Here is a 22,761-nt window from a genome sequence, read left to right as displayed (position 1 = left end):
GACCGGCGCTGGGGCTAGTCTTCCAGGGGGGTGGCTTCGTCGATCAGCATGACCGGGATGTCGTCCTCCACCCGGTACCGAAGGCGGCAGGCGTGGCACAGCAGCGCGTTCTCCGCCTCCCGGTACTCCAGCTCGCCCTTGCACTGGGGGCAGGCCAGGATGTCAAGAAGATCCTGCGGTAGGGCCATGGGTTCCTCCTCGGTCCTCGGAAAGGCGCAGTGAGTATACCCCGGTTCTACGCCCGGAGCAGCAGATACAGGGTCACCGCGTACAGGCCGAGCCAGGCCTGCCACTCCTTGTGCTTGCTCCACATGCGCCGGGCGTCGTAGGGGGCCCGGTCCCCGGGGCCGGGCAGCCGGCGGGGAACGAACCGGGGCACCCGTCGGCAGTACTCGCGGAAGGCATCGCCGTAACGCTCCAGCAGGACCCGTTCCTCCTTGCGCACCAGCCCACGGTACACCGGCACGAACGCCACGAGGAACAGCGGCACGAACCACCATCGCCCCCCCATGATCGAGACCCCGAGCCCGATCAAGAAGCTGCCCGAGTAGAGGGGGTTGCGCACCAGGCCGTAGGGCCCATGGGTGGTGAGCTGCTTCGTCTTGACGATGGTTCCGGAGGCCCAGGTCCGGATGGCCTCACCCAGGAGCGCGATCCAGAACCCCCAGAACACGCTCTGCCGGGTGGGCTCGGCGAACAGCACGAACAGCGCCCCGGCCACGAACCCCCAGGTGACCCGCTTCTTCACGAACGTCCGGTAGAACCACGACGATTCGTCGACCCGACCGATGTCCTCGCTCACCCCGCCTTCTCCCTGTGCGCCGCCTCGATCTGGCGGCCGGCCGCCCCCAGCAGCTCCTCCATGTCCACGCGCTCGTAGCACTTGACCGGCCGGTTGCAGGCCCGTCGCCAGCACGGCCGGCAGTCGACCCGGGCCAGCACCGCCTCGCCCCGGTCGAAAAAATCGATCTCCTGCTCGCAGGTAAGCCCGAACCAGGCCACCACCCGCTTGCCCAGCCCGATGGCCAGGTGCATGCCCAGGGAGTCGCCCGTGATCACCACGTCAGCCAGGTCCATGTACTGGATGCCCCGTCGGAGCCCCTCGGTGCAGGGGGTCTCCAGCACCGGCGCCCGCGTCAGGCGGGCGATCTCCCGGTTGCGCTCCGCGTCCTCGGGCCCCCCCAGCAGGAGGACCCGGACCCCGGGGAACCGGTCGACGAGCTCCTCGGCCAGCCGGGCCTGGTACTCCACCGGCAGCTTCTTGTAAGGGAACAAGGTGGAGCAGCCCGTGTTGAGCCCGACCACGACCTCGCCCCCGAGCCCCCAGGCCCGCCGCGTCCGCTCCACGAACGAGCGCTCCTCCGGGCCCAGCACGAGCACGTAGGGGTCCCGCCGGAACTCCAGGCCCATGGTCTCGGCCAACATCTGCTGCTCGCTCTTCCGGTTGCGGTGGAACTTGAGATCATCGTCCAGGCCGGTCCAGTACTGATACCCGGCCTCAGGGGTCAGGGGCACGATGGCCCCGTGCTCGTTCACCCCGAACCCCCGCCGCTCGGCCGCTTGCACCCGCTGGGCCAGGGCTGCCGAGCGGCGGGTCTTGTCCACGTTGAGCACCAGCTCGAACCGCCGCGGCTCCAGCTCCAGGACCGTGTCGGGGCCGTAGAGGAGCACCTCGTCCACGTAGGGGTTGTGCTCCAGGATCGGGGCCGCATTTTTCAGAGTGACCCAGGAGACGAAGCTCTGGGGATAGACCCGTTTGAGGGCCGGGAGCAGCGCGGTGGTGCGCACCACGTCGCCCATGGCGTCCAGGTTGATCAGCAGGATCCGGGTGCCCCGGGGGCGGTACTCCGGGCATCCGTCGCACAGCCGGCGGAACCGGCAGGGTTTGTACCCGGTAAAGTACCGGCAGTCCGCGGCGTACGGCCCGAACCCTTCCACCACGGGCCACTCGGAACGGCTCATCTCGCATCCTCGGTTCGGTTCAGGATCGCCTCCACCGCGGCGGAGAGATCGTCCGCGACCACCTCGGGCCGCGACCCCGTTCCCACGAGGGAAGCCTCGGTCTCCCGGCCGTACCCCGTGCGCACCAAGGCCGACCGGCACCCCGCACGACGTCCCAGCTCCACGTCCGAGGCCTTATCACCCACCATCCACGACCGGGCCAGGTCGATCCCCAGGTCCCGGACGGCTCGAAGCACCAGGCCGGGAGCCGGCTTCCGGCAGCCGCACGGCCCCGTGAACTCCGGGTGGTGGGGGCACACGTACCAGGCGTCCAGGCCCCCGGCGGCCCCGAGCCGGCGGTCGATCTCCCGGTGGACGCGCTCCACGAACCCCAGATCGAAGTACCCCCGGGCCACCCCGGACTGGTTCGTGACCCCCACCAGGGCGAACCCGGCCCGGCGCAGCCGGACCAAGGCCCGGTCCACCCCGGGCAGCACCTCCAGATCGGCCAGGTCCGAAAGGTAGTCGGTCTCCCGGATCAGGGTCCCGTCCCGATCCAGGAACACGGCCGGCCTCACCGCGTCATTCCCTTCGGCAGCCGCCACCTCCGGTGCACCCAGAACCACTGCTCCGGAACGCGGCGGACCGCCTCCTCGATCACCCGGTCGAACCGGCGGGTGAGCTCCCGGATCCGCTGCTCGGCCGGCCCGTCCGGCGGAGGCTCCAGCGGAGGCTCGCACCACGCCACATGGCCGGCCCCCTCCCTCCGGTCGAACGCGGGCAGCACGGGAGCCCCGGTGCGCAGGGCCAGGGTCGCCAGCCCCCGGTTCGTGGAGACCGGCCGCCCGAAGAACACGCTGGGCACCCCCTCGCGGGACAGGGCCCTCTGGTCCAGCAGGAACGCCACCAGCCCGCCCGAGCGCAGCGCCCGCAGCACCGGCCGCACCGCCTGGCGGTGGGGGATCACCCGCCCGCCGAAGCGCTCCCTCATCGAGCGAACCCACGCGTCGATCCTGGGGTTCCGGAGCCGGCGCCCCACCGCGTGAACGGGGTACCCCAGCGCGGCCATGGCGAGCCCGGCCAGCTCCCAGTTTCCCAGGTGGGCGGTGAGCAGCAGCGCCCCCCGTCCCTCCTCCAAAACACGGTCCAGCCGTTCGCGGCCTTCGAACCGGTACCGCGCCAGCAGGCTCTCGGGGCTCTCGGCGAACATCCCACCGAACTCCACCGCCGTGATCCCCAGGTGCTCGAAGTTCGCCACGGCGATCTCGCGCACCCACTCCTGCGGTCGGTCCGGAAACGCCTGGGTCAGGTTCCCCTGGGCGATCCGGCGATGCCGGCGGTCCACCCCCCACCACAGGCGTCCCAGCCGGCGCCCCCATGCCAGCCGGGTCTCCCAGGCGATCCGTCCCGCCAGGGCGGCGCCCAGACGCACCAGGGCATGCTCCAGGGGCTCGGCCGCGCCCACCTCACACCTTCTGGAACGGGTCGAACAGGCGGCGGTACTCCTCCAGGCAGCTGCGGTCGGTCATGCCCGCGATCCGGTCGCACACCACCCGCTTCAACCCCTCGCGCTCGGCCCGCTCCTGGTCGACCCGGGACAAGAGCCCCCGGTTGTCCACGTAGGCGTGGAACAGTTCCGTGAGGAACCGCTCGGCCTTCACCCTCATCGCCTCCACCTTGGGGTGGCGGTACAGCCTCTGGTACAAGAACTCCTTGAGCTCCCGGTTCCGGCGCTCCATCTCGGGCGAGCGAACCACGAGCCTCCGGCCGGCCCGACGCACGTCGTCGAGGGTCTCGACCCCTGCCTCGGTCAGCTCTCGGGTCGTGGCCTCCACCACGTCCGACATCATGCGGCCGATCAGGTGGCTGATGGTCTGGTAGATCTCCCGACGCCCGGAGATCCCGGGGAACTTCCGACGCACCCGCGCCCGGGTCTCGCGCCAGACCTCGACCCCGTCCAGCTCGTCCAAAGTGATGTACCCGGCCTCCAGCCCGTCGTCGATGTCATGATTGTTGTAAGCGATCTCGTCGGCCAGATCGATCAGCTGGGCCTCCAGCGTGGGCTGCAGGGGGAGCTCGTACTCATCGAGCCCCTCCGTCAGGGGCCGGTCCCAGCTCGAGGCGTGCTTCACGATTCCCTCGCGCACCTCCCAGGTCAGATTCAACCCCGGGAAGCCCGGATACCGCTCCTCGAGCCGGGTGACCACCCGCAGGCCCTGAAGGTTGTGCTCGAACCCCCCTTCGTCGGAGGCCAACCGATGGAGCACCTCCTCGCCGGTGTGGCCGAAGGGGGTGTGGCCCAGGTCGTGGGCCAGAGCCAGGGCCTCGGCCAGCTCCTCGTTCAGGCCCAGGCGCCGCGCCAACCCCCGGGAGATCTGGGCCACCTCCAGGCTGTGGGTCAGCCGGGTCCGGTAGTAGTCGCCCTCGTGGTTCAGGAACACCTGGGTCTTGTACTCGAGCTTGCGGAACGCCTCGCAGTGGATGATCCGGTCCCGGTCCCGCTCGAACGCCGGTCGGTCGTCCTTGAACGGCTCTTCGTGGGCCCGCCCCCGGCTCTGGGCACTTCGGGCGGCATAGGGTGCCAGGTCGGGTCTCTCTCCGCGGCCGGTGCCGGCCATGCTCCGCCTCCTTCCCCCCGCTGCCCCTCGGGCGGCGCGATACCCTAGCAGACGCCCCGGTCCGGAGCAACCGACCCGGGGCCGCCCTCCCAAACCCGCCCCCCCTTTTCCCCTAATGCACAAATCGTATATTTTTGTGGCCACCGTTACATTTTCCGTACAGGAGAACGCCATGGGAACACGCATCCTGCTCACGGTTCTGGGATGCCTGTGTGCCGCTTCCGCCGCGGCCCAACCCCGGCGGGTGCTCCGGGTGGGGGTGTTCGACCACCGGCCGTACATGGTGGTGGAGGGCCAGCGGGTCTCCGGGCTGGACGTGGACCTGGCCCGACTGGTGCTGGAGGAGGCGGGGTACGAGGTGGAGTTCTGTATCCGGCCCCCGGCTCGGGTGTTCCACGAGATCCGTACGGGCGAGCTCGACGTGCTCACCGGCCCCGCTCGCACCCCCCAGAGGGCCGAGATCCTGTGGTTCACCTCCCCGATCCATGCCAAGGTGGCCCAGGTGTTCGGCCCCCCGGACCTGCGGCTCGACCGCCCCGAGGACCTCGAGAACCTCGGACGGCCGGTGGGATTCATCCGGGGGTTCACCTTCGGCGATCGCCTCGACGGCATTCGGGATCGCCTACGGCAAAGGGGGTTGGCCGAGGAGGAGGCTTCGACCCGCACCAACATCCACAAGCTGTTGGCGGCCCGGATCGCCGCCTTCGTGGACATGAGGGACCCCACCCTCCGGGAGATCGAAGCCCTCGGCCTGCAGGGCCGGGTGGTCCCGGTGGGTGAGGCGGTCTTCATGGGGTGGGCCCGTCTGGCCCTTTCCCGGAAGACCTGCTCCCGCCAGGACCTGGACCGGGTGGAGGCCGCCCTGCAAGCCCTGCGGGCCCGGGGAAGCATCCCGCCGTTGCCGTCGTTCCCCGACCCCACGGCCGAGAAACCGGAGCGCTGAACCGTGCCGCGGCGGGGGCGCTGGATCCGACGACTGTGGATCCCCTACGCCGCCCTCCTGGCGGGGGTTGCCGCCGCTGCGGTCCTCTGGGTCGACCACCTCCGGGAAGAACGGCTGCTCCAGGAGAAGGGCAACCGGGGTGCGGCCGTGGCGGCCAGGTTGCTCCAGCGTCCCCTATGGAACCTGGAGATGGAAGACCTGGCCGCCGGCCTGGACGCACTGCTCCTGGATCCGGACGTGGTGGGGGTCGAGGTGCGGGACGCCGGGGGGGTGGTGGCGGCCCGATGGGAAGGCCCTGCCGGCGCGACCTTCCCCACCGAGTCCGATGGGTTCGTCACCTTCGAACGGCCGATCGTCCATCGCGGAAGACCCATCGGCACCCTGCGGCTGGTGCTCTCCCCCCGCCGCCCCAGACGGCGGCTGTTGGCGGGGGCCGTGCTGGCCCTTCTCGCGGTGGGTCTGGGAACCGCCGGCCTCCTGGCCTACATCCAGGTCCTGGTGGCCCAGTGGGTGCGCAACCGCCGGTTCTCGAGACGTCTGGCCCGCCACGAGATCCACAACGACCTGATCCTCGGGTCCCTCGGGGTGTCCACCTATCTCGCGACCCCCGAGGGCCGGCTCCTGTTCCGGCGTGGCCCCTTGGTGGCTCCAGGGAACGACGGCGGCCGGTGGGGCGACTGGATCCTGCCCGAGGATCGGCCCGCCGCCTTGCGGTGGTTCCGCGAACGGGTGACGGCGAGCGAGCCCGGCTCCCGCGAGTACCGCATCACCGGCCCCTCGGGCCAGGTGCTGTGGGTGCGCGACTGGGTCCGGCCCCAGGGCCGCCGGGTGTTCGGGTTGGTGGCCGACGTGACCGAGGCCCGTCGGGCGGCGGAGCAACGGCGGTCCCTCGAGCGTCAGATGGCAGACGCCCAGCGCATGGAGAGCATGGGGCGGCTGGCCAGCGGGCTGGCCCACGACTTCCGCAACCTTCTCCATGTGGTCCGGGGCCACCTGGACCTGTTGGAGCAGGGCCTCCCGCCGGAGCGGTGCCTCCCCGCCGCCCGCGACGGCCTGGACCAGGCCTCCCGGCTCCTCCAGAGCCTGCTAGCCCTCGCCCGGACCGACATCCCCCGTTCGGCCGTGTCGGTGGCCGATGTTCTGGAGCAGGCGGCGACCCTGGCCCGGCCCGCACTGGGGTCCGGGGTCCGGCTCCAACTGGCGATACGGGCCCGCCCGACGGTCGACGCCGCCCCGGGCGAGCTTCAGCAGGCCCTGCTGAACCTCATCATGAACGCCAAGGACGCCCTGGGCCAACGGGGCACCATCTGGCTGGGGGTCGACACGGCGGAAGACGACCACGGCCGGCGATGGGCCGTGGTGGCGGTGGCGGACGACGGGCCCGGCATCCCCCCGGACGTTCTTCCCCACATCTTCCAGCCGTTCTTCACCACGAAACCACCGGGGATCGGCACCGGCCTGGGGTTGGCCATGGTGGAGCGCATCGTCCACCTCCACGGGGGCGAGATCGAGGTGGACTCCCGGCCCGGCCGCGGCACCGAGTTTCGGATCCGCCTTCCCTTGGCCTCCGGCACTCCCCCGGCCGGGGTGCCGGCCTCGGGCTCGCGCCGCGGGGAGGAAGGTCGCCTATCCCCCCCCCGCCAGCCGTAGGAGCCCGATCGTTAACGTGGCAGCAAGGGCGAACGATCCCCCGAACCCCACGGGGGCGATCACCACCCGTAGCCCACCGCCCGCTGCGGCCCACGCCGGCCTCCACAACCATCCCACCCCCGCGCCGTACCCCGCCGCCAGGACCAGCCCCGGGGCCACGGCGGCCGCGAACACCGGGGCCAGGCCGGGGGCCCACTGCTCCAGGGCCCACAGGAATCCCGCAAAGAATCCCAGCCCCGCCGCCACCCCCTGGGCCGTCCGGGTCCATCGCTCCACCGCTCACCTCCTCACCGGCAAAACCGGATCACCCCCACCACCCGGCCCACGATCCGCAGTTCCTGGTCCGGCTCCACCCGGATCGGCTCCATGGCGGCGTTGGCCGGCCTGAGCTCCACCCCCCCCGGCACCGGGTGGAAGCGCTTCACCGTGGCCTCCCCGTCCACCAGGGCCACCACCGTCTCCCCCGGCCGGGCCGTGGGCCGGCGTTCCACCACGAGGTAGTCCCCGTCCAGGATGCCGTCCTCCACCATCGAATCCCCCCGCACCCGCAGCACGAACCGCTCGCCCCCGGCCGCCATGGGCGCGGGCACCTCGAACGTGTCGGGCACCTCCACCGCCTCGATGGGGCGGCCGGCCGCCACGGTGCCCAGCAGCGGCAGCTCAGCGGCCGACCGGCCGGGCTGGGTCTCCACCACCCGCAGGGAGCGCTTCCCGTTCCAACGACGCTCGAGCACCCCTTCCGCCTCGAGCCGCTTCAGGTAGTTCTGCACCGTACCCAACGAGCGGAACCCGAACCGGTGGGCGATCTCCTGCTGGGTGGGGGCCACGCCGTGTCGGTCCCAGTACTGCCGGATGAAGTCGAGAACCTGCTTCTGTTTCGGGGTGAGTCTCGGGGTCGCCATGGCGGAGAGCATATGCGTAAGTTTTGCGTAAGTCAAGGATGGAGGGCTAGGAGGCTGGGAAGCTGGGAGGCGAGGAAGCCCCCTCAGGCCCCCGCGGGGCCGGGCAACAAGGGAAGGTAACTGATGGGGTCCGGGGCCGTTGCCGGCGGCGGGGCATGGGGTCTGCCTCCGGCCGTGCGCGAAGCCGGGCGTTGAGATTCGCCGCGCAGGCACAGGACAGGGGAGTTGGTTTCATCACAGCTGCGTGCAAGGGGTACCATTTCGCGGTCCGGACGCAGGAGGCACTGCGCGGCGAGCATAGGAGCCGCGCCCGGCTCTCCGGCAGACCCCATGCCCCCCGGACTGTGAGGTGGTAACAAAGAGGCGTGGCTGTGCTTGGAATGCTCGGAGATCAAGGAGGTTTTCAAGCCTCCTAGCCTCCCAGCTTCCTAGCGTCCTAGCGGGCCGAAGGCCCAACGTCAGGCGGGATCAGTCCAGGCTCACCCCCAGGGCAGGCTCGTCACCGCCCCAGGGCGGCGACTCCACCACCAGGGCCAGGCGGGGCAGCACGTGTACCCGGGCGGTCTCGCCGCGCGGCAACCGGACCACGAGGCGACCCCCTTCGTCCAGACGGAACGGGGCATCCCCCCGCTTCCCCGTGACGGTGTCGGTCCAGGCCACCTCCCCTGCTCGACCGTCCGGACCGAACACCACGGCCACGTAGACCCGACCTTCGACCAGGTACTGGGAAACCCCTCCGGCCCATGCGCCGCCACACAGGGTCCAGAGCAGGACCCCAACCGCCCCCAGCGACACCGCGCGTCCGAAAGCCATGGGGACCTCCTCGGCTCGCCCGATCCACGACCCTCTCAGGTCGTCCGATCGGCCGAGGGCACCGGTCTCTTGAGCCGACGGGGCGGGGGGGGTACGGGCTAGCCCTCGCCGGTGGGCTCCTCCTGGGCTGCCAGATCCCTGGCCAGCCCTTCGATGATCTCCACGCACCGCTCCCGGGGGATGCGGCTCGTGTTCAGAACCGCGTGGTACAGGGTGGGTTGGTCCGGGTCCACATCGAAGTAGAACCGCAGGTAGTCGTGGCTGCGCGCATCCACCAGGTGCACGAAGTCCCGGGCCTCCTCCGACGACAGGTTCCGCCGTTGGGCCGTCCAGGCGACCCGGTCTTCCTCGTCCGCCACGATGCGCACGTGCACGGTGCGGGGGTTGTCCTGGAGCACCACCTGCCCGCCGCGGCCCACGATCACCACACCCCGGCGCCGCCCCAAGGCCGTGATGACCTTGACGATCATCTGCTTGTAGATGTCGCTGTCGATCCAGCCGTCCACCCGGTAATGGAACGGAATCTTGTCCCGATCGTCGTATCCTTGGGCGAACTCCTCCGGCGGGGCCTTGGCCTTCTTCTTCAGGGCGTCCAGATCGAAGATCGTGGAGAAGAAACTGCGAAACTTGCTGTGGTGCTCCTCCTCGAACTCCTCCACCTCCTCGTCCGGCACGTTCACCTCGAGCGCCACCCGGTGGAGGATCTCCTTGTCCAGGTAGTCGATCCCCAACCGTTTGGCGAGTTCTCGCCCGATCTCCGGCCCGCCGGCCCCGAACTGATTCGAAATCGTGATGACAGGCATCGCTCCTCCTCAGCGGACAGGGCCGGCCCCGGAGGCCGGCCAAAATTCGGCGCCCTTTATAACAAAGGGCGGGGGGGGCTTCAAGGCGACGGCTGGGAGGTCGGCCGATGCTTTCGCTTTCCACTCACGTTTTGCTATGCTCGACTCTACGATCCCAGGAGGACCCATGGCCGAGACGCTCGTGGTAGGGATTTCGGACGCAAAGGTCAGCGCGGACGCCGATGACACCGTGATCACGTACGCCCTCGGGTCCTGCGTGGGCCTGACGTTGTACGACCCCGCCCGCCGGGTGGGAGGCCTGGTGCACGTGATGCTCCCAGACTCCCGGTACCGCTCCTCCAGCCGGGAGTTCAACCCGTTCATGTATGCGGACAGCGGCTTCTACGAGCTGCTTCGGGCCCTGGAGGACGCCGGTGCCCGCAAGGCCGACCTGGTGGCCAAGCTGGCCGGCGGCGCCAACATGCTCGGGCAGACCGCCATCTTCGACATCGGCAGCCGCAACGCCGAGGCGCTGGTGGGGCTGTGCCGCCTGGAACGGATTCCCATCGTCGCAACGAGCCTCGGCGGCACCGTGGGACGATCGATGGAGCTGCGCCTCACCGACGGGCAGGTCCGGGTCCGGCTTCTGGGGGTGGGGGAGGAGGTCCTTTGAACGTCCAGCAGATCCTGAGCCAACTGGAGGCCCTGCCTCCCATGCCGGCCGTGGCGGTTCGTCTGCTCACCGCCGCCCAGGACCCCGATGCCAACCTGGGTCAGGTGGCGGGCTGGATCGAACGGGACCCCGCCATGACCGCCAACGTGCTGCGGGCCTGCAACGCCCCGATCTACGGGCTGCGGGCCCGGGTCACCTCGGTGCGCCAGGCGACCGGCCTGCTCGGCCTGCGCAAGATCGTGCAGATCGCGCTCACGGTTCTCGCGAGCCGCTACCTCACCCCGGCCCAGGAGGGGTATGCCCTGGCGGCCGGGGACCTGTGGCGAAGCAGCGTCACCTCGGCCCTGGCCGCCGAGCTGCTGGCCGAACGGATCCGTTACCCAGCGCCGGGCACCGCGTACACGGCCGGGCTGCTGCAGGACCTCGGCAAGATCGTGCTCGCCGAGTTCGTGGCCCCGTCCATCCGGGAGATCCGGCGGCTGACCGAGGAGGAAGGCATCTCCTGGCAGGAGGCCGAAAGGCGGGTGGTGGGGGTGCCCCACCCGGAGGTCGGGGCCCGGCTCCTGGAACGCTGGGGTTTCCCCGACACCCTGGTGGAGTCCGTCCGGTACCACCACCGGCCGGCTGAGGCCCGGATCGACCCGACGTTGGCACAGATCTCCCACCTGGCCGACGCGTTCACCATGACCCTGGGCCAGGGGGTCGGGGCCGACGGGTTGGCCTATCGCCTCGACGAGGCCAGCCTGGCCTCCCTGGGCCTGAAGGACACGGCCGACGTGGAGGAGGTGCTGGCCCGGCTGGCCGAGCGGGTCCGCGCCGCCCAGGACCTGTTCACCCTCTCGTAACCGACGGCCGTGCGGATCTGGAACGCGACCCTTACCTACGAGACCCGGGGAGGGGGCCACACCCTGGACCTCACCCCCGATCTGGAGCGGGTGATCGCCTCGTGGGGGGTACGGCAGGGCAACGGGGTGTGCTTCGTGCCGGGATCCACGGCGGCCCTGACCACCATCGAGTTCGAGCCCGGCGTGGTCCGGGACCTGGCCGAGGCGCTGGAACGCGCCGCCCCGGCCGGGGTTCCCTACCACCACGACCGGGCATGGGGCGACGGCAACGGGTACGCCCACGTGCGCGCCGCCCTGGTGAGCCCCTCCCTGTCGTTCCTGGTCCGGGACGGGCGGCTGGTCAGGGGAACCTGGCAGCAGTTCGTGCTGTGCGACTTCGACAACCGGCCGCGTACTCGCAGGATCGAGGTGCAGGTGATCGGCACCCCCGGGCAGACGGAACCATGAGCGAGGCGATCCAACGCGTGGTTCTCGATGACCCCCGGCACGTGCAGGCCCTGGTGGGGGAGCGGGAGGCCCACCTCCGGGAGCTGGCCCACGTGGTGCGCGACATCTCGGTGTCGTGCCGGGGCAACGTGGTCCTGGTGCGGGGAGATCCGGTGGGCGTGGAGCTGGCCGCCGCGGTGGTGGAGCAGCTCTACGAGCTGGTGGAGGAGGGGTATCCCCTGTTCCGGGCCGATATCGACCACGCCGTGCGCATCCTCCGGGCCAACCGCCGGGCACGCCTCAAGGACATCTTTCTCGACGCCGTCTACATCGCCGCCGACCGCCGGGTGATCAGCCCCAAGAGCCTGGCCCAGAAGGAGTACATCGAGGCGATCCGCACCCACGATATCGTGTTCGGCATCGGCCCGGCGGGCACCGGAAAGACCTACCTCGCCATGGCCATGGCCATCTCGGCCCACGCCAAGCGCCAGGTCAAGCGCATCATCCTGACCCGGCCGGCCGTGGAGGCCGGGGAGAAGCTCGGGTTCCTGCCCGGAACCCTCTACGAGAAGGTGAACCCCTACCTGCGCCCCCTCTACGACGCCCTCCACGACATGATGGACTTCGAGAAGGCCTCCGCGCTGATCGAGCGGGGCTCGATCGAGGTGGCGCCGCTCGCCTTCATGCGGGGCCGCACCCTGAACGACTCGTTCGTGATCCTGGACGAGGCCCAGAACACCACCTCGGAGCAGATGCGGATGTTCCTGACCCGCCTGGGGTTCGACAGCAAGGCGGTCATCACGGGCGACGTGACCCAGGTGGACCTGCCGCCGGGCACCGTGTCGGGCCTGGTCGAGGCCGAGGGACTGCTCGCCCACATCCCGGGCATCCGGTTCTGCCGGTTCACCCGGGACGACGTGGTGCGCCACCCCCTCGTGCAGGAGATCATCGAGGCCTACGAGGCCCGGGACCGGGAGGCGGGGGCGGAGAACCCGCCTTGAGACGCCTCGTGCTGCTGCTGGCCCTGCCGGCCGGCGCGGGCCTGGGCTTTGTCGTGTCGGCCCTGTGGCTCCTCGCCCAGGGGCTTCCCCAGGTGTCGCGCCTGGAGACCTTCCGGCCCCCGGCGGCCACGCGGGTGTACGCGGCAGACGGCAGCCTGCTGGCCGAGTTCAGCGTGGAGAGGCGGATCCCCGTGACCCTGGAGGAGCTCCCTCCCCACGTGATCCGCGCGTTCCTGGCCATCGAGGACCATCGGTTCTTCGAGCACTTCGGGCTCAATGTGGGCCGGATTCTGAAGGCCCTCGCCGTGGACGTGCTGGAGGGCCGGGTGGTGGAGGGGGGGTCCACCATCACCCAGCAGCTGGCCAAGGTGCTGTTTCTCACCCCCGAGCGCACCCTGGCCCGGAAGCTCCGGGAGGCCCTGCTCGCCCTGGAGATCGAGCGGCGGTACACCAAGCAGGAGATCCTGGAGTTCTATCTGAACCAGATCTATCTGGGCAACGGCGCGTACGGGGTGGGCGCCGCGGCCCAGGTGTACTTCCGTAAGCCGGCCTCGGAGCTCGGCCTGGCAGAGGCGGCCCTGCTCGCGGCCCTGCCCAAGGCCCCGTCCCGGTACGATCCGTTCCGCAACCCCGACCGGGCCCGGGCCCGGCGCGACCTGGTGCTGCGGCGGATGCAGGACCTCGGCTGGGGCGACGCCCAGGCCGTGGCCCGGGCCCGCGCCCAGCCCCTGCCCCGGCCGGCCGGCCGGCCCAAGGTGCGCGCGCCCTACTTCGTGGAGACGGTACGCCGTCGCCTGGTGGAGACCCTGGGCCTCGATCCCGTGTACGAGGGCGGGCTCCGGGTGTATACGACCCTGTCGTCCGCGGTGCAGGAGGCGGCCGAGGCAGCCCTGGCCGAGGGGCTCCGGGCCGTGGACCGGCGGCATCCCCGCCGCAAGCGCCCCGCACAGGGCGCGGTGATCGCCCTGGACCTGCGCACGGGGGCGGTGCGAGCCCAGGTGGGAGGCCGGAGCTGGTCCGAGAGCCCCTTCGACCGGGCCCTGCAGGCCCGGCGGCAGCCGGGATCGGCCTTCAAGTACTTCGTGTACCTCACCGCCCTGGAGCAAGGGTACACCCAGGCCGACACCTTGATCGACGCGCCCGGCTCGTTTCCGGGGGCCCATCCCCTCAGGCCCTGGAAGCCCTCGAACTACGACGGCACCTTCGAGGGCGAGATGACCCTGCGCCGGGCCCTGGCCCGCAGCCGCAACCTGCCTGCCGTGCGGCTGTTCCAGGCCTTGGGTCGCCAGCGGGTGGACGCCACGGCCCGCCGCCTGGGCCTCACGGGGCCCTTGGGGCAGGGGCCGGCCGAGGCCCTCGGGGTCGGAGGGGTGAGCCCCCTGGAGCTGGCCCGGGCCTACGCCGCGGCCGGCTCGGGAGGGATGCTGCCCCAGCCCCACTGGGTCCGAGCGGTCTACGGCCCCGACGGCCGCAACCTCTGGCCCCGCCCTCCCGCGCCCCGGCGGGTCCTCAATGCGGTGACCGCATACCTGATCACCGACATGCTCCGGGCCGTGGTCCAGGAGGGCACCGGCCGCGGGGCCCGGGACCTCCCGTTTCCGGTGGCCGGCAAGACCGGCACCACCGACGACCAACGCGACGCCTGGTTCGTGGGGTTCTCGAGCCGGCTGGCCCTGGCCGTGTGGGTGGGGTGCGACGACAACACGCCCCTGGGCCGGGGGGAGACCGGGGCCCGGGCCGCCCTCCCCATCTGGAAGGCCACCATGGCCGCGGCGGCCGGGACCGAGCTCCCCCCACCGTGGCCGGTGCCGCCGGGGGTGGTGTTCGTGGAGATCGACACCCGCACGGGTCGGAGGGCCGGGCCCGACTGCCCCGAGACCGCCAACGCCGCCTTTGCCCGGGGCTCCGCACCGACCCGTCCCTGCGACCATCGGACCCTGCGCTGGCCCCGCCTGGCCGGCCGCCTGACCCTGATGCCGCCCACCCCCTGAACGGAACCGCAATGGACATCGTGGAGATCCAACCGGCGCCCGCCCCCGAGCGGGCCTTCTACGGTCTGGCCCGCCGGCCCTACCCGGCGTTTCTCGACAGCGCCGCGCCGGGGCCCCTGGGCCGCCGGTCGTTCGTGGCGTCGGACCCCTTCCTGGTCGTGCACGCCAAGGGCCGACGGGCCGAGCTCCGTTGGCTCCGCGCCGGTCGCACCGAGCACTGGGAGGGCAACCCCTTCGAGCTCCTGAGGGAGCTGCTCCTCCAGCACCGGAGGCCCCCCGGCCCGTTTCCCATGGCTCCGGGCGGGGCCATCGGGTACCTGGCCTACGATCTGTTCCGCCACCTGGAGGCCGTGCGGCCCACCACCCTGGACGACCTGGGGATGCCCGATCTGTTCTTCGGGTTCTACGACGCCGTGGCCGCGTTCGACCCGGCCACGGGCAAGGCCTGCCTGTGCCTGGCCGGCCCGCCGGGCGACCGCGAGGAGAGCCGGGACCGTTGGGAGGCCCTCACCGGCCGGGAGGTGCCCGCGCCACCTCCTCCCCCGCTGGTGGACCGCGCGCGCCTGGAGAGCAACTTCACCCGCGAGGCCTACTGCGAGGCGATCCGGCGGGCCAAGGAGTACATCGCCGCCGGCGACATCTACCAGGCCAACCTCTCCCAGCGGTTCACCGCGCCGTTCGACGGGGACCCCCTGGGGTTCTACGACCGGCTGCGCTCCACCAGCCCGGCCCCGTTCGGGGCCTGCCTGTTCCCCGACGGGTTCGCGGTGCTCAGCAACTCTCCGGAGCGCTACCTGAAGATCGACGGGGACCACATCGAGACCCGCCCGATCAAGGGCACCGTGCCCCGGGGCCGCACCCCCGAGGAGGACCGCAGGCTGGCCGAGGCCCTGGCGGCGAGCCCCAAGGACCGGGCCGAGCACGTCATGATCGTGGACCTGGAGCGCAACGACCTGGGCCGGGTGTGCACCTACACCTCGGTGCACGTTCCCGAGTTCCTGATCATCGAGTCCTACGCCAACGTCCACCACCTGGTGAGCACCGTGGCGGGCCGGATCCACCCCGACCGGGACGTGGTGGACTGCCTGCGAAACTCGTTCCCCGGCGGATCGATCACCGGCGCCCCCAAGGTGCGGGCCATGGAGATCATCGACGAGCTGGAGCCCACCTCCCGGGGGGTGTACTGCGGCTCCATCGGCTACATCGACTTCTCGGGCCGGATGGACCTGAACATCGCCATCCGTACCGCCGTGGTCCGCAAAGGGCGGATCTACTTCCAGGTGGGCGGGGGGATCGTGGCCGACTCGGACCCCCAGGCCGAGTACGAGGAGACCGTGACCAAGGCCCAGTCGTTCCTGAAGGTGCTCACGGGCGAGGGCCGAGTGTGGAGGGGAGCGTGACCCGTTACGCCTGGATCGACGGCCGGATCGTGCCCGAGGCCGAGGCCGCGGTGCCGGCCGCGGACCGGGGGCTCCTGTACGGCGACGGCCTGTTCGAGACCGTGCGGGTCTACGGCGGCCGAGCGTTCCGGCTGGCCGAGCACTGGGCCCGTTTGGCCTCCTCGGCCCGGTTCCTGGGGCTTCCCCCGCCCCCGGACCCGGCCCCGGTGGTGGAGGATCTGGTTGCGGCGAACGGGAGCCCCGACGGGGTGATCCGATTCACCTGGACCCGCGGCCCCCTGCCGGCCGGCCCCCGGCCGGGCCCGGCCGGGCGGCCCTTGCTGCTCGCCACCCTGCGGCCCCTGCCGGCCGACCTGGCCGATCGCCAGGACCGGGGGGTGGAGGCCCGCACCCTCCCCTGGCCCCTTCGGGCCCGGGGCCTGCCGCTCCAGGGGCACAAGACCCTGGCCTACCTGGACTCGGTGCTGGCCCTGGGCCGGGTTCCCCCCGGCGCCGAGCCCCTTCTGACCACCACCGAGGGCCACCTGGCCGAGGGGGCCACCTCGAACCTGTTCTGGATCCGGGGGGAGCGCGTGTTCACCCCCCACCCCGACACCGGGTGCCTGCCGGGGATCGCCCGGGAGGTGATCCTCCGCCTGGCCCGGGACGCCGGCCTCCGGGTGGACGAGGGGTTCTACGAGCCCCGTCACCTGGCCGGGAGCGACGAGGCGTTTCTCACCAACTCGGTGGTCGAGGTGGTGCCCCTGGTCCGCGTGGACGGCCGGCCGGTGGGATCCGGGGAGCCCGGCCCCCACACCCGCTGGTTTCAACGGGCGTACGCCCGCCTCGTGCAAGCGGAGACGCGCCGACCGTGACCCGGGTCGCCGTGGTCGCCGCACCCGACTACGCCGGCGCCGCAGGCGCGGTCCGGCGGGCCCTGGACCTCCTCGGAGGACCGGAACGGTTCGCGGCCCGGGGGGACACCGTGCTCGTGAAGCCCAACCTGCTGGCGCCCCGGAAGCCCGAGACCGCCGTCACCACCCACCCGGCCGTGGTGGACGCCGTGCTCGGCGTGCTGGCGGACCTGGGGGCCCGCGCCGTGGTGGCCGACTCCCCCGGGCTGGGCACGGCCCGCCGGGCCGCCCAGGTGTCGGGCGTGGCCGCGGTGTGCCGCCGCCACGGGGTGGAGGTGGTGGACCTGGCCGACGGTCCCGTGGCCCTGGCCCACGGCCGGGTGTACAAGGCCGTGTCGGTGTCGGCGCGGGTCCTCGAGGCGGACCGCGTGTGGAACCTGGCCAAGTGGAAGACCCACACCATGATGGGCCTCACCCTGGGGGTGAAGAACCTGTTCGGGTGCGTGCCCGGCCGGCGCAAGGTCCGCCTCCACTTCCGGGCCGGCCGCACTCCGGAGACGTTCGCCCAGCACCTGCTGGACCTGGAGGGCGTGGTCCGGCCCGCCGTGACCCTGCTGGACGGGATCGTCGCCATGGAGGGGCCGGGACCGGGGCGGGGTCGTCCCATCGACCGGGGGCTGGTGCTCGCGTCGGCCGATGCGCCGGCCCTCGACTGGGTGGCCACGCGGCTGTCGGGGTTCCGGCCGGACGACGTGCCCACCGTGGCGGTGAGCCGACGCACCGGCCGGATCTCGCCCGACCGCATCCGGGTGGTGGGCGACCCGGCCGCCCCGATCCGGTTCCGGCCGGCGCCCGGCAGCCCCTGCGACTGGCGGCTTCCGGCGCCCCTGCGGAGCCTGGCCCGGGCGCTCACCGCCCCGCTTCCCCGGTTCGACGCCGCCACCTGCACGGGGTGCGGGGTGTGCGTGGAAGGCTGCCCGGCCCAGGCCCTGGGGCCCGGCATTCCTCCCCGCTTCTCGCCCCGGCAGTGCATTCGGTGCTACTGTTGTCAGGAGCTGTGTCCCACCGGGGCCGCCTGGGTGCCCCGGCGGCGGATGCTTTCGCTCGGGGGCCGCCCCGGGCGCAGGAGGCCAGAATGAGGGGGATCTTTCTCGGCATCGACGTGGGAGGCACCCATACCGACGGCGTGGCCGTGGAGGAGGGACGGGTCCTCCACAAGGTCAAGGTCCCTACCCACGCCGACCTTCGGGAGTGCACCCTGGACGCCCTGGAGGAGCTGCTGGACGGCATCAACCCCCGGGCGGTGCGCCGGGTGGTGCTGAGCACCACCCTGGTGACCAACGCCGTGGTCCAGGGGGACCTGGAGCCCACCGGCACCCTGGTGACGGCCGGGCCGGGCATCTCGCCCCGGCTGCTCGCCCTGGACGACCGGTTCCGGGTGGTGCCCGGCGCCGTGGACCACCGGGGACGGGAGATCGTGCCCCTGGACGAGGAGGCGGCCCGGCGGCTCCTGGACGAGCTCGCGGCCGCCGGCATCCGGGTGCTGGCCGTGGCCGGCAAGTTCTCCACCCGCAACCCCACCCACGAGCGCCGGCTGGCCGAGCTGGCCGGCGACCGGTTCGATTTCGTCGCCCTGGGCCACGAGCTGGCCGGCACCCTGAACTTCCCCCGCCGCATCGCCACGGCCTACCTGGCGGCGGGCGCGTGGCGGCTCCATCGGACCTTCGTGGCGTCCATGACCGACGCCCTGCGGCGGTTCAGCGTGCTGGCCCCCCTGTACCTGCTGCGGGCCGACGGCGGCACCCACGCCGCCCGCACCCTGGCCAACCCGGCCGAGACCGCCCTGTCGGGCCCGGCGGCGAGCGCCCTGGGCACCCTGGCCCTCGACACCGTGGCCGCCGAGACCGTCGGCCTCGACATCGGAGGCACCACCACCGACATCTGCCTGTTCTCGGCCGGCGCGCCCTTGCTGGAGCCCCAGGGGGCCACCATCGGCCCGTACCTCACCCAGATCCGGGCCCTGTTCACCCGGTCGGCGCCGGCCGGGGGGGACAGCTGGGTCCGGCTGGAGGACGGGGAGATCCGGGTGGGGCCCCGTCGGTTCGGTCCCCCGGCGGCCCTCGGGGGCACCCACCCCACCCCCACCGACGCCCTGGTGGTGCTGGGCCGGGCCGTGGGGAACCGCCAGCGGGCCCTGGAGGCCCTGGCGCCCCTGGCGGACGGGCTGGGCGTGCTGCCGGAGGAGGCCGCCCGCCGGATCCTGCAGGCCTGGGCCGCCGAGATCGCCCGGGCCGTGCGTCGCACCCTGGACGAGGTGAACGCCCGGCCCGTCTACACCCTGCACGAGCTCCTGGAGGGCCACCGGGTGCGGCCCGCCCGCATCCTGGCCGTGGGCGGCCCGGCCCGGGCCATCGCGCCCTACGTGGAGGAGGCGATCGGGCTGCCGGTGACCGTGCCCAACCACTTCGACGTGGCCAACGCCGTGGGCGCTGCCGTGGCCCGGGTGAACGCCGAGGTCCACGCGGTGGCGGACACGGCCCGCGGGTACCTGTCCATTCCCGAAGCCGGCGTGTACGAGGAGATCCCTTCCTCCTTCCCCCTGGCAGACCTCCAGACCCGGGCCACCGAGGCCGCGCTCGTGGCCGCGAGGTCCAAGGGGGAGCTGGACCCGGCGGCCCCGGTGGACATCGCGGACGTCGAGAGCTTCAACGTGATCGAGGGGTTCGCCACCGTGGGCCGGATCCACCGGCTCCGGGCCCAGATCCGGCCCGGCATCCTGAGCCGGGTCGATTGAGGAACCCCTCCCCGCGTCCTGCCAGGGCCGGGAGGGTTTCCGGCGGGGGCATGGGGTCAGGGGGCGGATGAGGTTTTCAGCTTTCCGGCTTTCCAGCCTTCGCGCCTTCCAGCGGGCCGAAGGCCCAAGGAGTCTGTCATGCGGCTTCGCGCGCCCCAACGCACGGGGGTGGTGTTCTTTCCGGCGTTCGACTGGGCCATCGACCCCACCCACCCGGAGAGGGAGGAGCGGCTCCTGTACACCCGGGACCAGATCTTCGAGGAGGGGCTCCTGGACATCGAGGGGGTGGTCGAGTACCCGCCCCGGGTGGCCGCGATGGCCGACGTGGAGCGGGTCCACACCGGGGTGCCGGACCTGGAGACCCACACCAGCCCCTCCCACCTGGTGTCGGCCGGGGGGGCCATCGAGGCGGCCCGCCGGGTCCTCGACGGGGACGTGGAGAGGGCGTTCGCCCTGGTGAGGCCGCCCGGGCACCACGCCCGGCGGGTGGTCCACGGCCTGCGGGGGTTCTGCGTGATCAACATCGAGGCCGTCATGATCGAGCACCTCCGGAGCCACTACGGCGACCTGCGGGTGGCCGTGGTGGACACCGACTGCCACCACGGCGACGGTACCCAAGACATCTACTGGCACGACCCGGACACTCTGTTCATCTCGATCCACCAGGACGGGCGCACCCTCTACCCGGGCTCGGGGTTCCCGGATGAGTTCGGCGGGCCCAACGCCTTCGGCACCACGCTGAACATCCCCCTGCCCCCCGGCACCACGGACGACGGCCTGCTGCACGTGGTCGACCACCTGGTGCTGCCGGTGCTCGAGGAGTGGAAGCCCGATCTGGTCGTGAACTCCGCCGGTCAGGACAACCACTTCACCGACCCGATCACCGACATGGCGATCACGGCCCAGGGCTACGCCACCCTGACCCGCCGGCTTCGTGCCCACGTGGCCGTGCTGGAAGGGGGCTACTCCGTGCAGAGCGCGCTGCCCTACGTGAACACGGGCATCCTTCTGGCCATGGCGGGCCTGGACACCAGCGCGGTGGTCGAGCCCGACTACCACCCGGACCTGCTGCGCATGGGGGAACGATCGCGCCAATACATCGAACGGCTGTGCGAGCTGATGCTGGAGAAGTTCCTGCGGCGTGACGCCCTGCGGGCCGAAGCGGTCCGGGGCCGCACCCACCTGGAGGAGACCCGCAGCGTGTTCTACGACGGAGCCGGCATCCGGGAGCAGCAGCACGAACGGGTGCGGGTGTGCGACGACTGCGGGGGCGCCGTGGTCCTGGAGAGCTGGGAGAACCCCGCCCGCAAGGTGCTCACCGTGGAGCTGCCCCGGCGGTGCTGCCCCGCCTGCCGGGCGCAAGGGGAGGACGCCTTCCACCGGGCCACCACCGACGAGTACGCCCTGGTGGAGCTCCACGACCGGCCCCACGACCGGGTCGAGCGCAAGCGCCGGGCAGGGGGGTAGGAGGATGGGGCGGGGCAAGGGAGCGATAGCGCCTGCTTGTCCGCCGGGGTAACAACAATGACCCCCGGGCCGACCGGCCCGTGGGCGGCGGGGCTCACCGGTGGCATCCCGAACAGCGGGTGGGGGGCTCGGCCGCCCCGGCCTTGGCCGCGGCCTTGTGGCACGTTCGGCACACCTCGTGGAACAGGTTCTTCACCTTGCCGGGCCCGCCCACGGCCGCGAACATCCGGTCCGCGTCCTTGCACGACAGGCACGATCCGGCCTGTTCCGGGGTTTGGGCCGTGTGGTGGCAGGCGGCGCACGTGAACGAGTCTTCGTAAGGGAACCGGGAGAAGGCCTGGCGGCCCTTCAGGTACTCGTCGGCGTGGCGCCGGTGGGAGAAACCGGGCACCGCCTTGGTGTCCTTGGGGAGCCCGGCCACCTCGGCATGGTTCGCCTGGACGTTGAGCTCCAGGGTCTCCGGCACGGGCGTTGACGCGTCCCCGGCCCGGGCGGTCGGGGCGGCCGTAACGGCAGCGACGAGCACCAGGGTCAACACAGCTGGATTTCTCATGGCAGATCCTCCTTCCTGGTTTTTGGGGGGGCGGTGGTCCGGCGTGGCGCCTCGCGCCGGGCTCTCCCCCCGTCTATACGGCCGGAATCGGGCCGGCACCATCCACATCGGGCCGCATGGGGCCCGATGTCGGGTCGGGCCTGTCTCGCGTCGGCCCGGCGTGGGCCCGGCCCGGGGGGCCCCGGCATGAGCCGGCCCGACGCCCCCACCCTGCGCCTCGACGGCGGACGGGTGCGGAGCATCCGCGAGGCCAAGGGCCTCACCCAGCTCTACGTGGCCGAGGTGGTCGGGGTCAGCGTGGACACCGTGAGCCGGTGGGAGAACAACCGGACCGCGTCGGTGCGGCGGGAGAACGCCGAGGCCCTGGCCCGGGCCCTGGAGGTGGAGCTCGAGGAGATCCTCCCGGCGACCCGGCCCGGCCCGCACCGAAAGAGGGGGCGCCTCGCCTGGATGGTGGGGGCCGTGGCCTCGGCCCTGGTCCTCGCGGCCGGGTGGTGGCTGTGGGTCGGCAGCGGAGAGGTGGAGGCCCGGCGGCTCCTTCCCCCCTACTGCCCCCCGGGGACCAGGATCCCGGTGGTGATCGAGGTGGAGGCGGCCGGCACCCGCCCGGTCCGCGTCGTGGTCCGGGAGGAGCTGCCCCGGGGGTGGGCCTTCGAGGGGGCGGTGCCACCCCCCGCCCAGGGTCCCGGCGACGACGGCGTGGTCCGTTGGATCCTCACGGTCTCAGGCGGCACCGCCCGGATCGGATACGTGGTTCGGGCTCCGGAGGGCCCCGAGGGCAGCACCCACCGGTTCCGAGGGCGGGTGGTCACCCGTGCCCGGGGGGACGGGCAACCGATCCGGGGAGAGGTGCGGACCGACCTGGAGTACGTGCACTGGGCGGACCAGGACGCGGACTTCGAGATCTCGGACGCGGAGGTTCTCGGCGCGCTGGAACGGCTGGACGCGGTGGCCGGCCTGGGGCTCTCGGCCGGAGACCTGCGAGCCCTGTGGGGGGCGGGGGAGTACGAGTGGGACGAGGAGAAGGGCGGGTTCGTGCCTGCGACCCCCGGCCGCCCCTGACCCCGGCCTCGTCGAAGCACGTCGCGCGACCTTGACCCTTTCCTTCGTTTCTGGTAGGGGATTCGGC

Annotated in this window: 24 protein-coding genes; 13 read left to right on the top strand and 11 right to left on the bottom strand. The window is 72.0% G+C overall.

Translation table 11 applies throughout. The features are described 5' to 3' along the window. Positions 1–14: 14 nt before the first annotated feature. From DEFCA_RS21225 to DEFCA_RS0102735, 6 genes are read right to left on the bottom strand one after another with little or no spacing between them, the layout of a single operon-like run. Positions 15–188 (bottom strand): Trm112 family protein, encoded by a 174-nt coding sequence (locus tag DEFCA_RS21225; RefSeq protein WP_084318691.1) that lies wholly within the window; start codon positions 186–188, stop codon positions 15–17. Positions 189–235: 47 nt separating this feature from the next. Then, entirely contained in the window at positions 236–802 is a 567-nt protein-coding gene (locus tag DEFCA_RS19000) for a methyltransferase family protein (RefSeq protein WP_025321513.1), read from the bottom strand. After that, positions 799–1,962, bottom strand: a complete 1,164-nt coding sequence (locus DEFCA_RS0102750; RefSeq protein WP_025321512.1) for a glycosyltransferase family 9 protein — start codon at positions 1,960–1,962, stop codon at positions 799–801. The genes DEFCA_RS19000 and DEFCA_RS0102750 overlap by 4 nt, the downstream gene beginning before the upstream one ends. After that, positions 1,959–2,519 carry a D-glycero-alpha-D-manno-heptose-1,7-bisphosphate 7-phosphatase gene (locus DEFCA_RS21910; protein ID WP_169709416.1) on the bottom strand — a complete coding sequence of 187 codons (561 nt, stop codon included), beginning with the start codon at positions 2,517–2,519 and terminating at the stop codon, positions 1,959–1,961. Before DEFCA_RS21910 ends, DEFCA_RS0102750 begins: the two co-directional genes overlap by 4 nt. Continuing rightward, positions 2,516–3,406, bottom strand: coding sequence for a lysophospholipid acyltransferase family protein (locus tag DEFCA_RS21905; RefSeq protein WP_025321510.1), 891 nt, complete (start codon positions 3,404–3,406; stop codon positions 2,516–2,518). Before DEFCA_RS21905 ends, DEFCA_RS21910 begins: the two co-directional genes overlap by 4 nt. Before the next feature lies 1 nt (position 3,407). Beyond that, complete coding sequence (locus DEFCA_RS0102735) at positions 3,408–4,559, bottom strand: deoxyguanosinetriphosphate triphosphohydrolase (RefSeq protein ID WP_025321509.1); 1,152 nt, start codon at positions 4,557–4,559, stop codon at positions 3,408–3,410. A 172-nt stretch (positions 4,560–4,731) separates the two neighbouring features. Here DEFCA_RS0102735 and DEFCA_RS0102730 point away from each other — a divergent pair, with 172 nt between their 5' ends. Continuing rightward, on the top strand, positions 4,732–5,502 hold the full coding sequence (locus DEFCA_RS0102730) for a substrate-binding periplasmic protein (RefSeq protein ID WP_025321508.1): 771 nt from the start codon (positions 4,732–4,734) through the stop codon (positions 5,500–5,502). Positions 5,503–5,505: 3 nt separating this feature from the next. Next, positions 5,506–7,152 carry an ATP-binding protein gene (locus tag DEFCA_RS0102725; protein WP_025321507.1) on the top strand — a complete coding sequence of 549 codons (1,647 nt, stop codon included), beginning with the start codon at positions 5,506–5,508 and terminating at the stop codon, positions 7,150–7,152. Here the strand turns inward: DEFCA_RS0102725 and DEFCA_RS0102720 are convergent. The 4 genes from DEFCA_RS0102720 to DEFCA_RS0102705 form a co-directional block, all read right to left on the bottom strand. After that, entirely contained in the window at positions 7,129–7,428 is a 300-nt protein-coding gene (locus tag DEFCA_RS0102720) for a hypothetical protein (RefSeq protein WP_025321506.1), read from the bottom strand. The genes DEFCA_RS0102725 and DEFCA_RS0102720 overlap by 24 nt on opposite strands. Positions 7,429–7,439: 11 nt before the next feature. Beyond that, positions 7,440–8,054 (bottom strand): transcriptional repressor LexA, encoded by a 615-nt coding sequence (gene lexA / locus DEFCA_RS0102715; RefSeq protein ID WP_025321505.1) that lies wholly within the window; start codon positions 8,052–8,054, stop codon positions 7,440–7,442. Positions 8,055–8,522: 468 nt separating this feature from the next. Further along, positions 8,523–8,867, bottom strand: coding sequence for a hypothetical protein (locus DEFCA_RS0102710; RefSeq protein WP_025321504.1), 345 nt, complete (start codon positions 8,865–8,867; stop codon positions 8,523–8,525). 98 nt (positions 8,868–8,965) lie between these two features. Next, entirely contained in the window at positions 8,966–9,670 is a 705-nt protein-coding gene (locus DEFCA_RS0102705) for a cytidylate kinase-like family protein (RefSeq protein WP_025321503.1), read from the bottom strand. 166 nt (positions 9,671–9,836) lie between these two features. On the opposite strand from DEFCA_RS0102705, the gene DEFCA_RS0102700 reads away from it, so the two are divergent. From DEFCA_RS0102700 to DEFCA_RS0102655, 10 genes are all read left to right on the top strand, one after another. Further along, positions 9,837–10,322 (top strand): chemotaxis protein CheD, encoded by a 486-nt coding sequence (locus tag DEFCA_RS0102700; RefSeq protein WP_025321502.1) that lies wholly within the window; start codon positions 9,837–9,839, stop codon positions 10,320–10,322. Then, entirely contained in the window at positions 10,319–11,167 is an 849-nt protein-coding gene (locus tag DEFCA_RS0102695) for an HDOD domain-containing protein (protein WP_025321501.1), read from the top strand. Before DEFCA_RS0102700 ends, DEFCA_RS0102695 begins: the two co-directional genes overlap by 4 nt. Before the next feature lie 9 nt (positions 11,168–11,176). Then, complete coding sequence (locus DEFCA_RS0102690) at positions 11,177–11,614, top strand: secondary thiamine-phosphate synthase enzyme YjbQ (protein WP_025321500.1); 438 nt, start codon at positions 11,177–11,179, stop codon at positions 11,612–11,614. Continuing rightward, positions 11,611–12,594 carry a PhoH family protein gene (locus DEFCA_RS0102685; RefSeq protein WP_025321499.1) on the top strand — a complete coding sequence of 328 codons (984 nt, stop codon included), beginning with the start codon at positions 11,611–11,613 and terminating at the stop codon, positions 12,592–12,594. The genes DEFCA_RS0102690 and DEFCA_RS0102685 overlap by 4 nt, the downstream gene beginning before the upstream one ends. Next, positions 12,591–14,585, top strand: coding sequence for a penicillin-binding protein 1A (locus DEFCA_RS0102680; RefSeq protein ID WP_169709415.1), 1,995 nt, complete (start codon positions 12,591–12,593; stop codon positions 14,583–14,585). The genes DEFCA_RS0102685 and DEFCA_RS0102680 overlap by 4 nt, the downstream gene beginning before the upstream one ends. Before the next feature lie 11 nt (positions 14,586–14,596). Then, positions 14,597–15,985: an aminodeoxychorismate synthase component I gene (gene pabB, locus DEFCA_RS0102675; protein WP_025321497.1), complete on the top strand. Its 1,389-nt coding sequence runs from the start codon at positions 14,597–14,599 to the stop codon at positions 15,983–15,985. Continuing rightward, positions 15,982–16,839 (top strand): aminotransferase class IV, encoded by an 858-nt coding sequence (locus DEFCA_RS0102670; RefSeq protein WP_169709414.1) that lies wholly within the window; start codon positions 15,982–15,984, stop codon positions 16,837–16,839. The genes pabB and DEFCA_RS0102670 overlap by 4 nt, the downstream gene beginning before the upstream one ends. Continuing rightward, positions 16,836–17,957 carry a DUF362 domain-containing protein gene (locus DEFCA_RS0102665; protein ID WP_025321495.1) on the top strand — a complete coding sequence of 374 codons (1,122 nt, stop codon included), beginning with the start codon at positions 16,836–16,838 and terminating at the stop codon, positions 17,955–17,957. The genes DEFCA_RS0102670 and DEFCA_RS0102665 overlap by 4 nt, the downstream gene beginning before the upstream one ends. Continuing rightward, positions 17,954–19,612, top strand: a complete 1,659-nt coding sequence (locus DEFCA_RS0102660; protein WP_051463181.1) for a hydantoinase/oxoprolinase family protein — start codon at positions 17,954–17,956, stop codon at positions 19,610–19,612. The genes DEFCA_RS0102665 and DEFCA_RS0102660 overlap by 4 nt, the downstream gene beginning before the upstream one ends. A gap of 138 nt (positions 19,613–19,750) precedes the next feature. Continuing rightward, the gene (locus DEFCA_RS0102655; RefSeq protein WP_025321493.1) at positions 19,751–21,079 is read left to right on the top strand and encodes a histone deacetylase family protein; all 1,329 of its coding nucleotides are present in this window, start codon (positions 19,751–19,753) and stop codon (positions 21,077–21,079) included. A gap of 94 nt (positions 21,080–21,173) precedes the next feature. Here the strand turns inward: DEFCA_RS0102655 and DEFCA_RS0102650 are convergent, their stop codons facing one another. After that, positions 21,174–21,632 carry a cytochrome c3 family protein gene (locus tag DEFCA_RS0102650; protein ID WP_169709413.1) on the bottom strand — a complete coding sequence of 153 codons (459 nt, stop codon included), beginning with the start codon at positions 21,630–21,632 and terminating at the stop codon, positions 21,174–21,176. Between the two features lie 186 nt (positions 21,633–21,818). Here DEFCA_RS0102650 and DEFCA_RS20180 point away from each other — a divergent pair, with 186 nt between their 5' ends. After that, complete coding sequence (locus DEFCA_RS20180) at positions 21,819–22,694, top strand: helix-turn-helix transcriptional regulator (RefSeq protein ID WP_025321491.1); 876 nt, start codon at positions 21,819–21,821, stop codon at positions 22,692–22,694. Positions 22,695–22,761: the final 67 nt, after the last annotated feature.

It is taken from the genome of Deferrisoma camini S3R1, assembly GCF_000526155.1.
GTDB classification, from domain to species: domain Bacteria; phylum Desulfobacterota; class Deferrisomatia; order Deferrisomatales; family Deferrisomataceae; genus Deferrisoma; species Deferrisoma camini.
Note: the sequence above shows the minus strand (reverse complement) of the source record. Positions and strands in the feature narration are given on the sequence as shown.

Coding starts and splice junctions, on each gene's coding strand:
- DEFCA_RS0102705 (WP_025321503.1), bottom strand. CDS start 9,670: ATGCCTGTCATCACGATTTCGAATCAGTTCGGGGCCGGCGGGCCGGAG.
- DEFCA_RS0102750 (WP_025321512.1), bottom strand. CDS start 1,962: ATGAGCCGTTCCGAGTGGCCCGTGGTGGAAGGGTTCGGGCCGTACGCC.
- DEFCA_RS0102730 (WP_025321508.1), top strand. CDS start 4,732: ATGGGAACACGCATCCTGCTCACGGTTCTGGGATGCCTGTGTGCCGCT.
- DEFCA_RS0102660 (WP_051463181.1), top strand. CDS start 17,954: ATGAGGGGGATCTTTCTCGGCATCGACGTGGGAGGCACCCATACCGAC.
- pabB (WP_025321497.1), top strand. CDS start 14,597: ATGGACATCGTGGAGATCCAACCGGCGCCCGCCCCCGAGCGGGCCTTC.
- DEFCA_RS21225 (WP_084318691.1), bottom strand. CDS start 188: ATGGCCCTACCGCAGGATCTTCTTGACATCCTGGCCTGCCCCCAGTGC.
- lexA (WP_025321505.1), bottom strand. CDS start 8,054: ATGGCGACCCCGAGACTCACCCCGAAACAGAAGCAGGTTCTCGACTTC.
- DEFCA_RS20180 (WP_025321491.1), top strand. CDS start 21,819: ATGAGCCGGCCCGACGCCCCCACCCTGCGCCTCGACGGCGGACGGGTG.
- DEFCA_RS0102655 (WP_025321493.1), top strand. CDS start 19,751: ATGCGGCTTCGCGCGCCCCAACGCACGGGGGTGGTGTTCTTTCCGGCG.
- DEFCA_RS0102685 (WP_025321499.1), top strand. CDS start 11,611: ATGAGCGAGGCGATCCAACGCGTGGTTCTCGATGACCCCCGGCACGTG.
- DEFCA_RS0102735 (WP_025321509.1), bottom strand. CDS start 4,559: ATGGCCGGCACCGGCCGCGGAGAGAGACCCGACCTGGCACCCTATGCC.
- DEFCA_RS0102710 (WP_025321504.1), bottom strand. CDS start 8,867: ATGGCTTTCGGACGCGCGGTGTCGCTGGGGGCGGTTGGGGTCCTGCTC.
- DEFCA_RS0102650 (WP_169709413.1), bottom strand. CDS start 21,632: ATGAGAAATCCAGCTGTGTTGACCCTGGTGCTCGTCGCTGCCGTTACG.
- DEFCA_RS0102700 (WP_025321502.1), top strand. CDS start 9,837: ATGGCCGAGACGCTCGTGGTAGGGATTTCGGACGCAAAGGTCAGCGCG.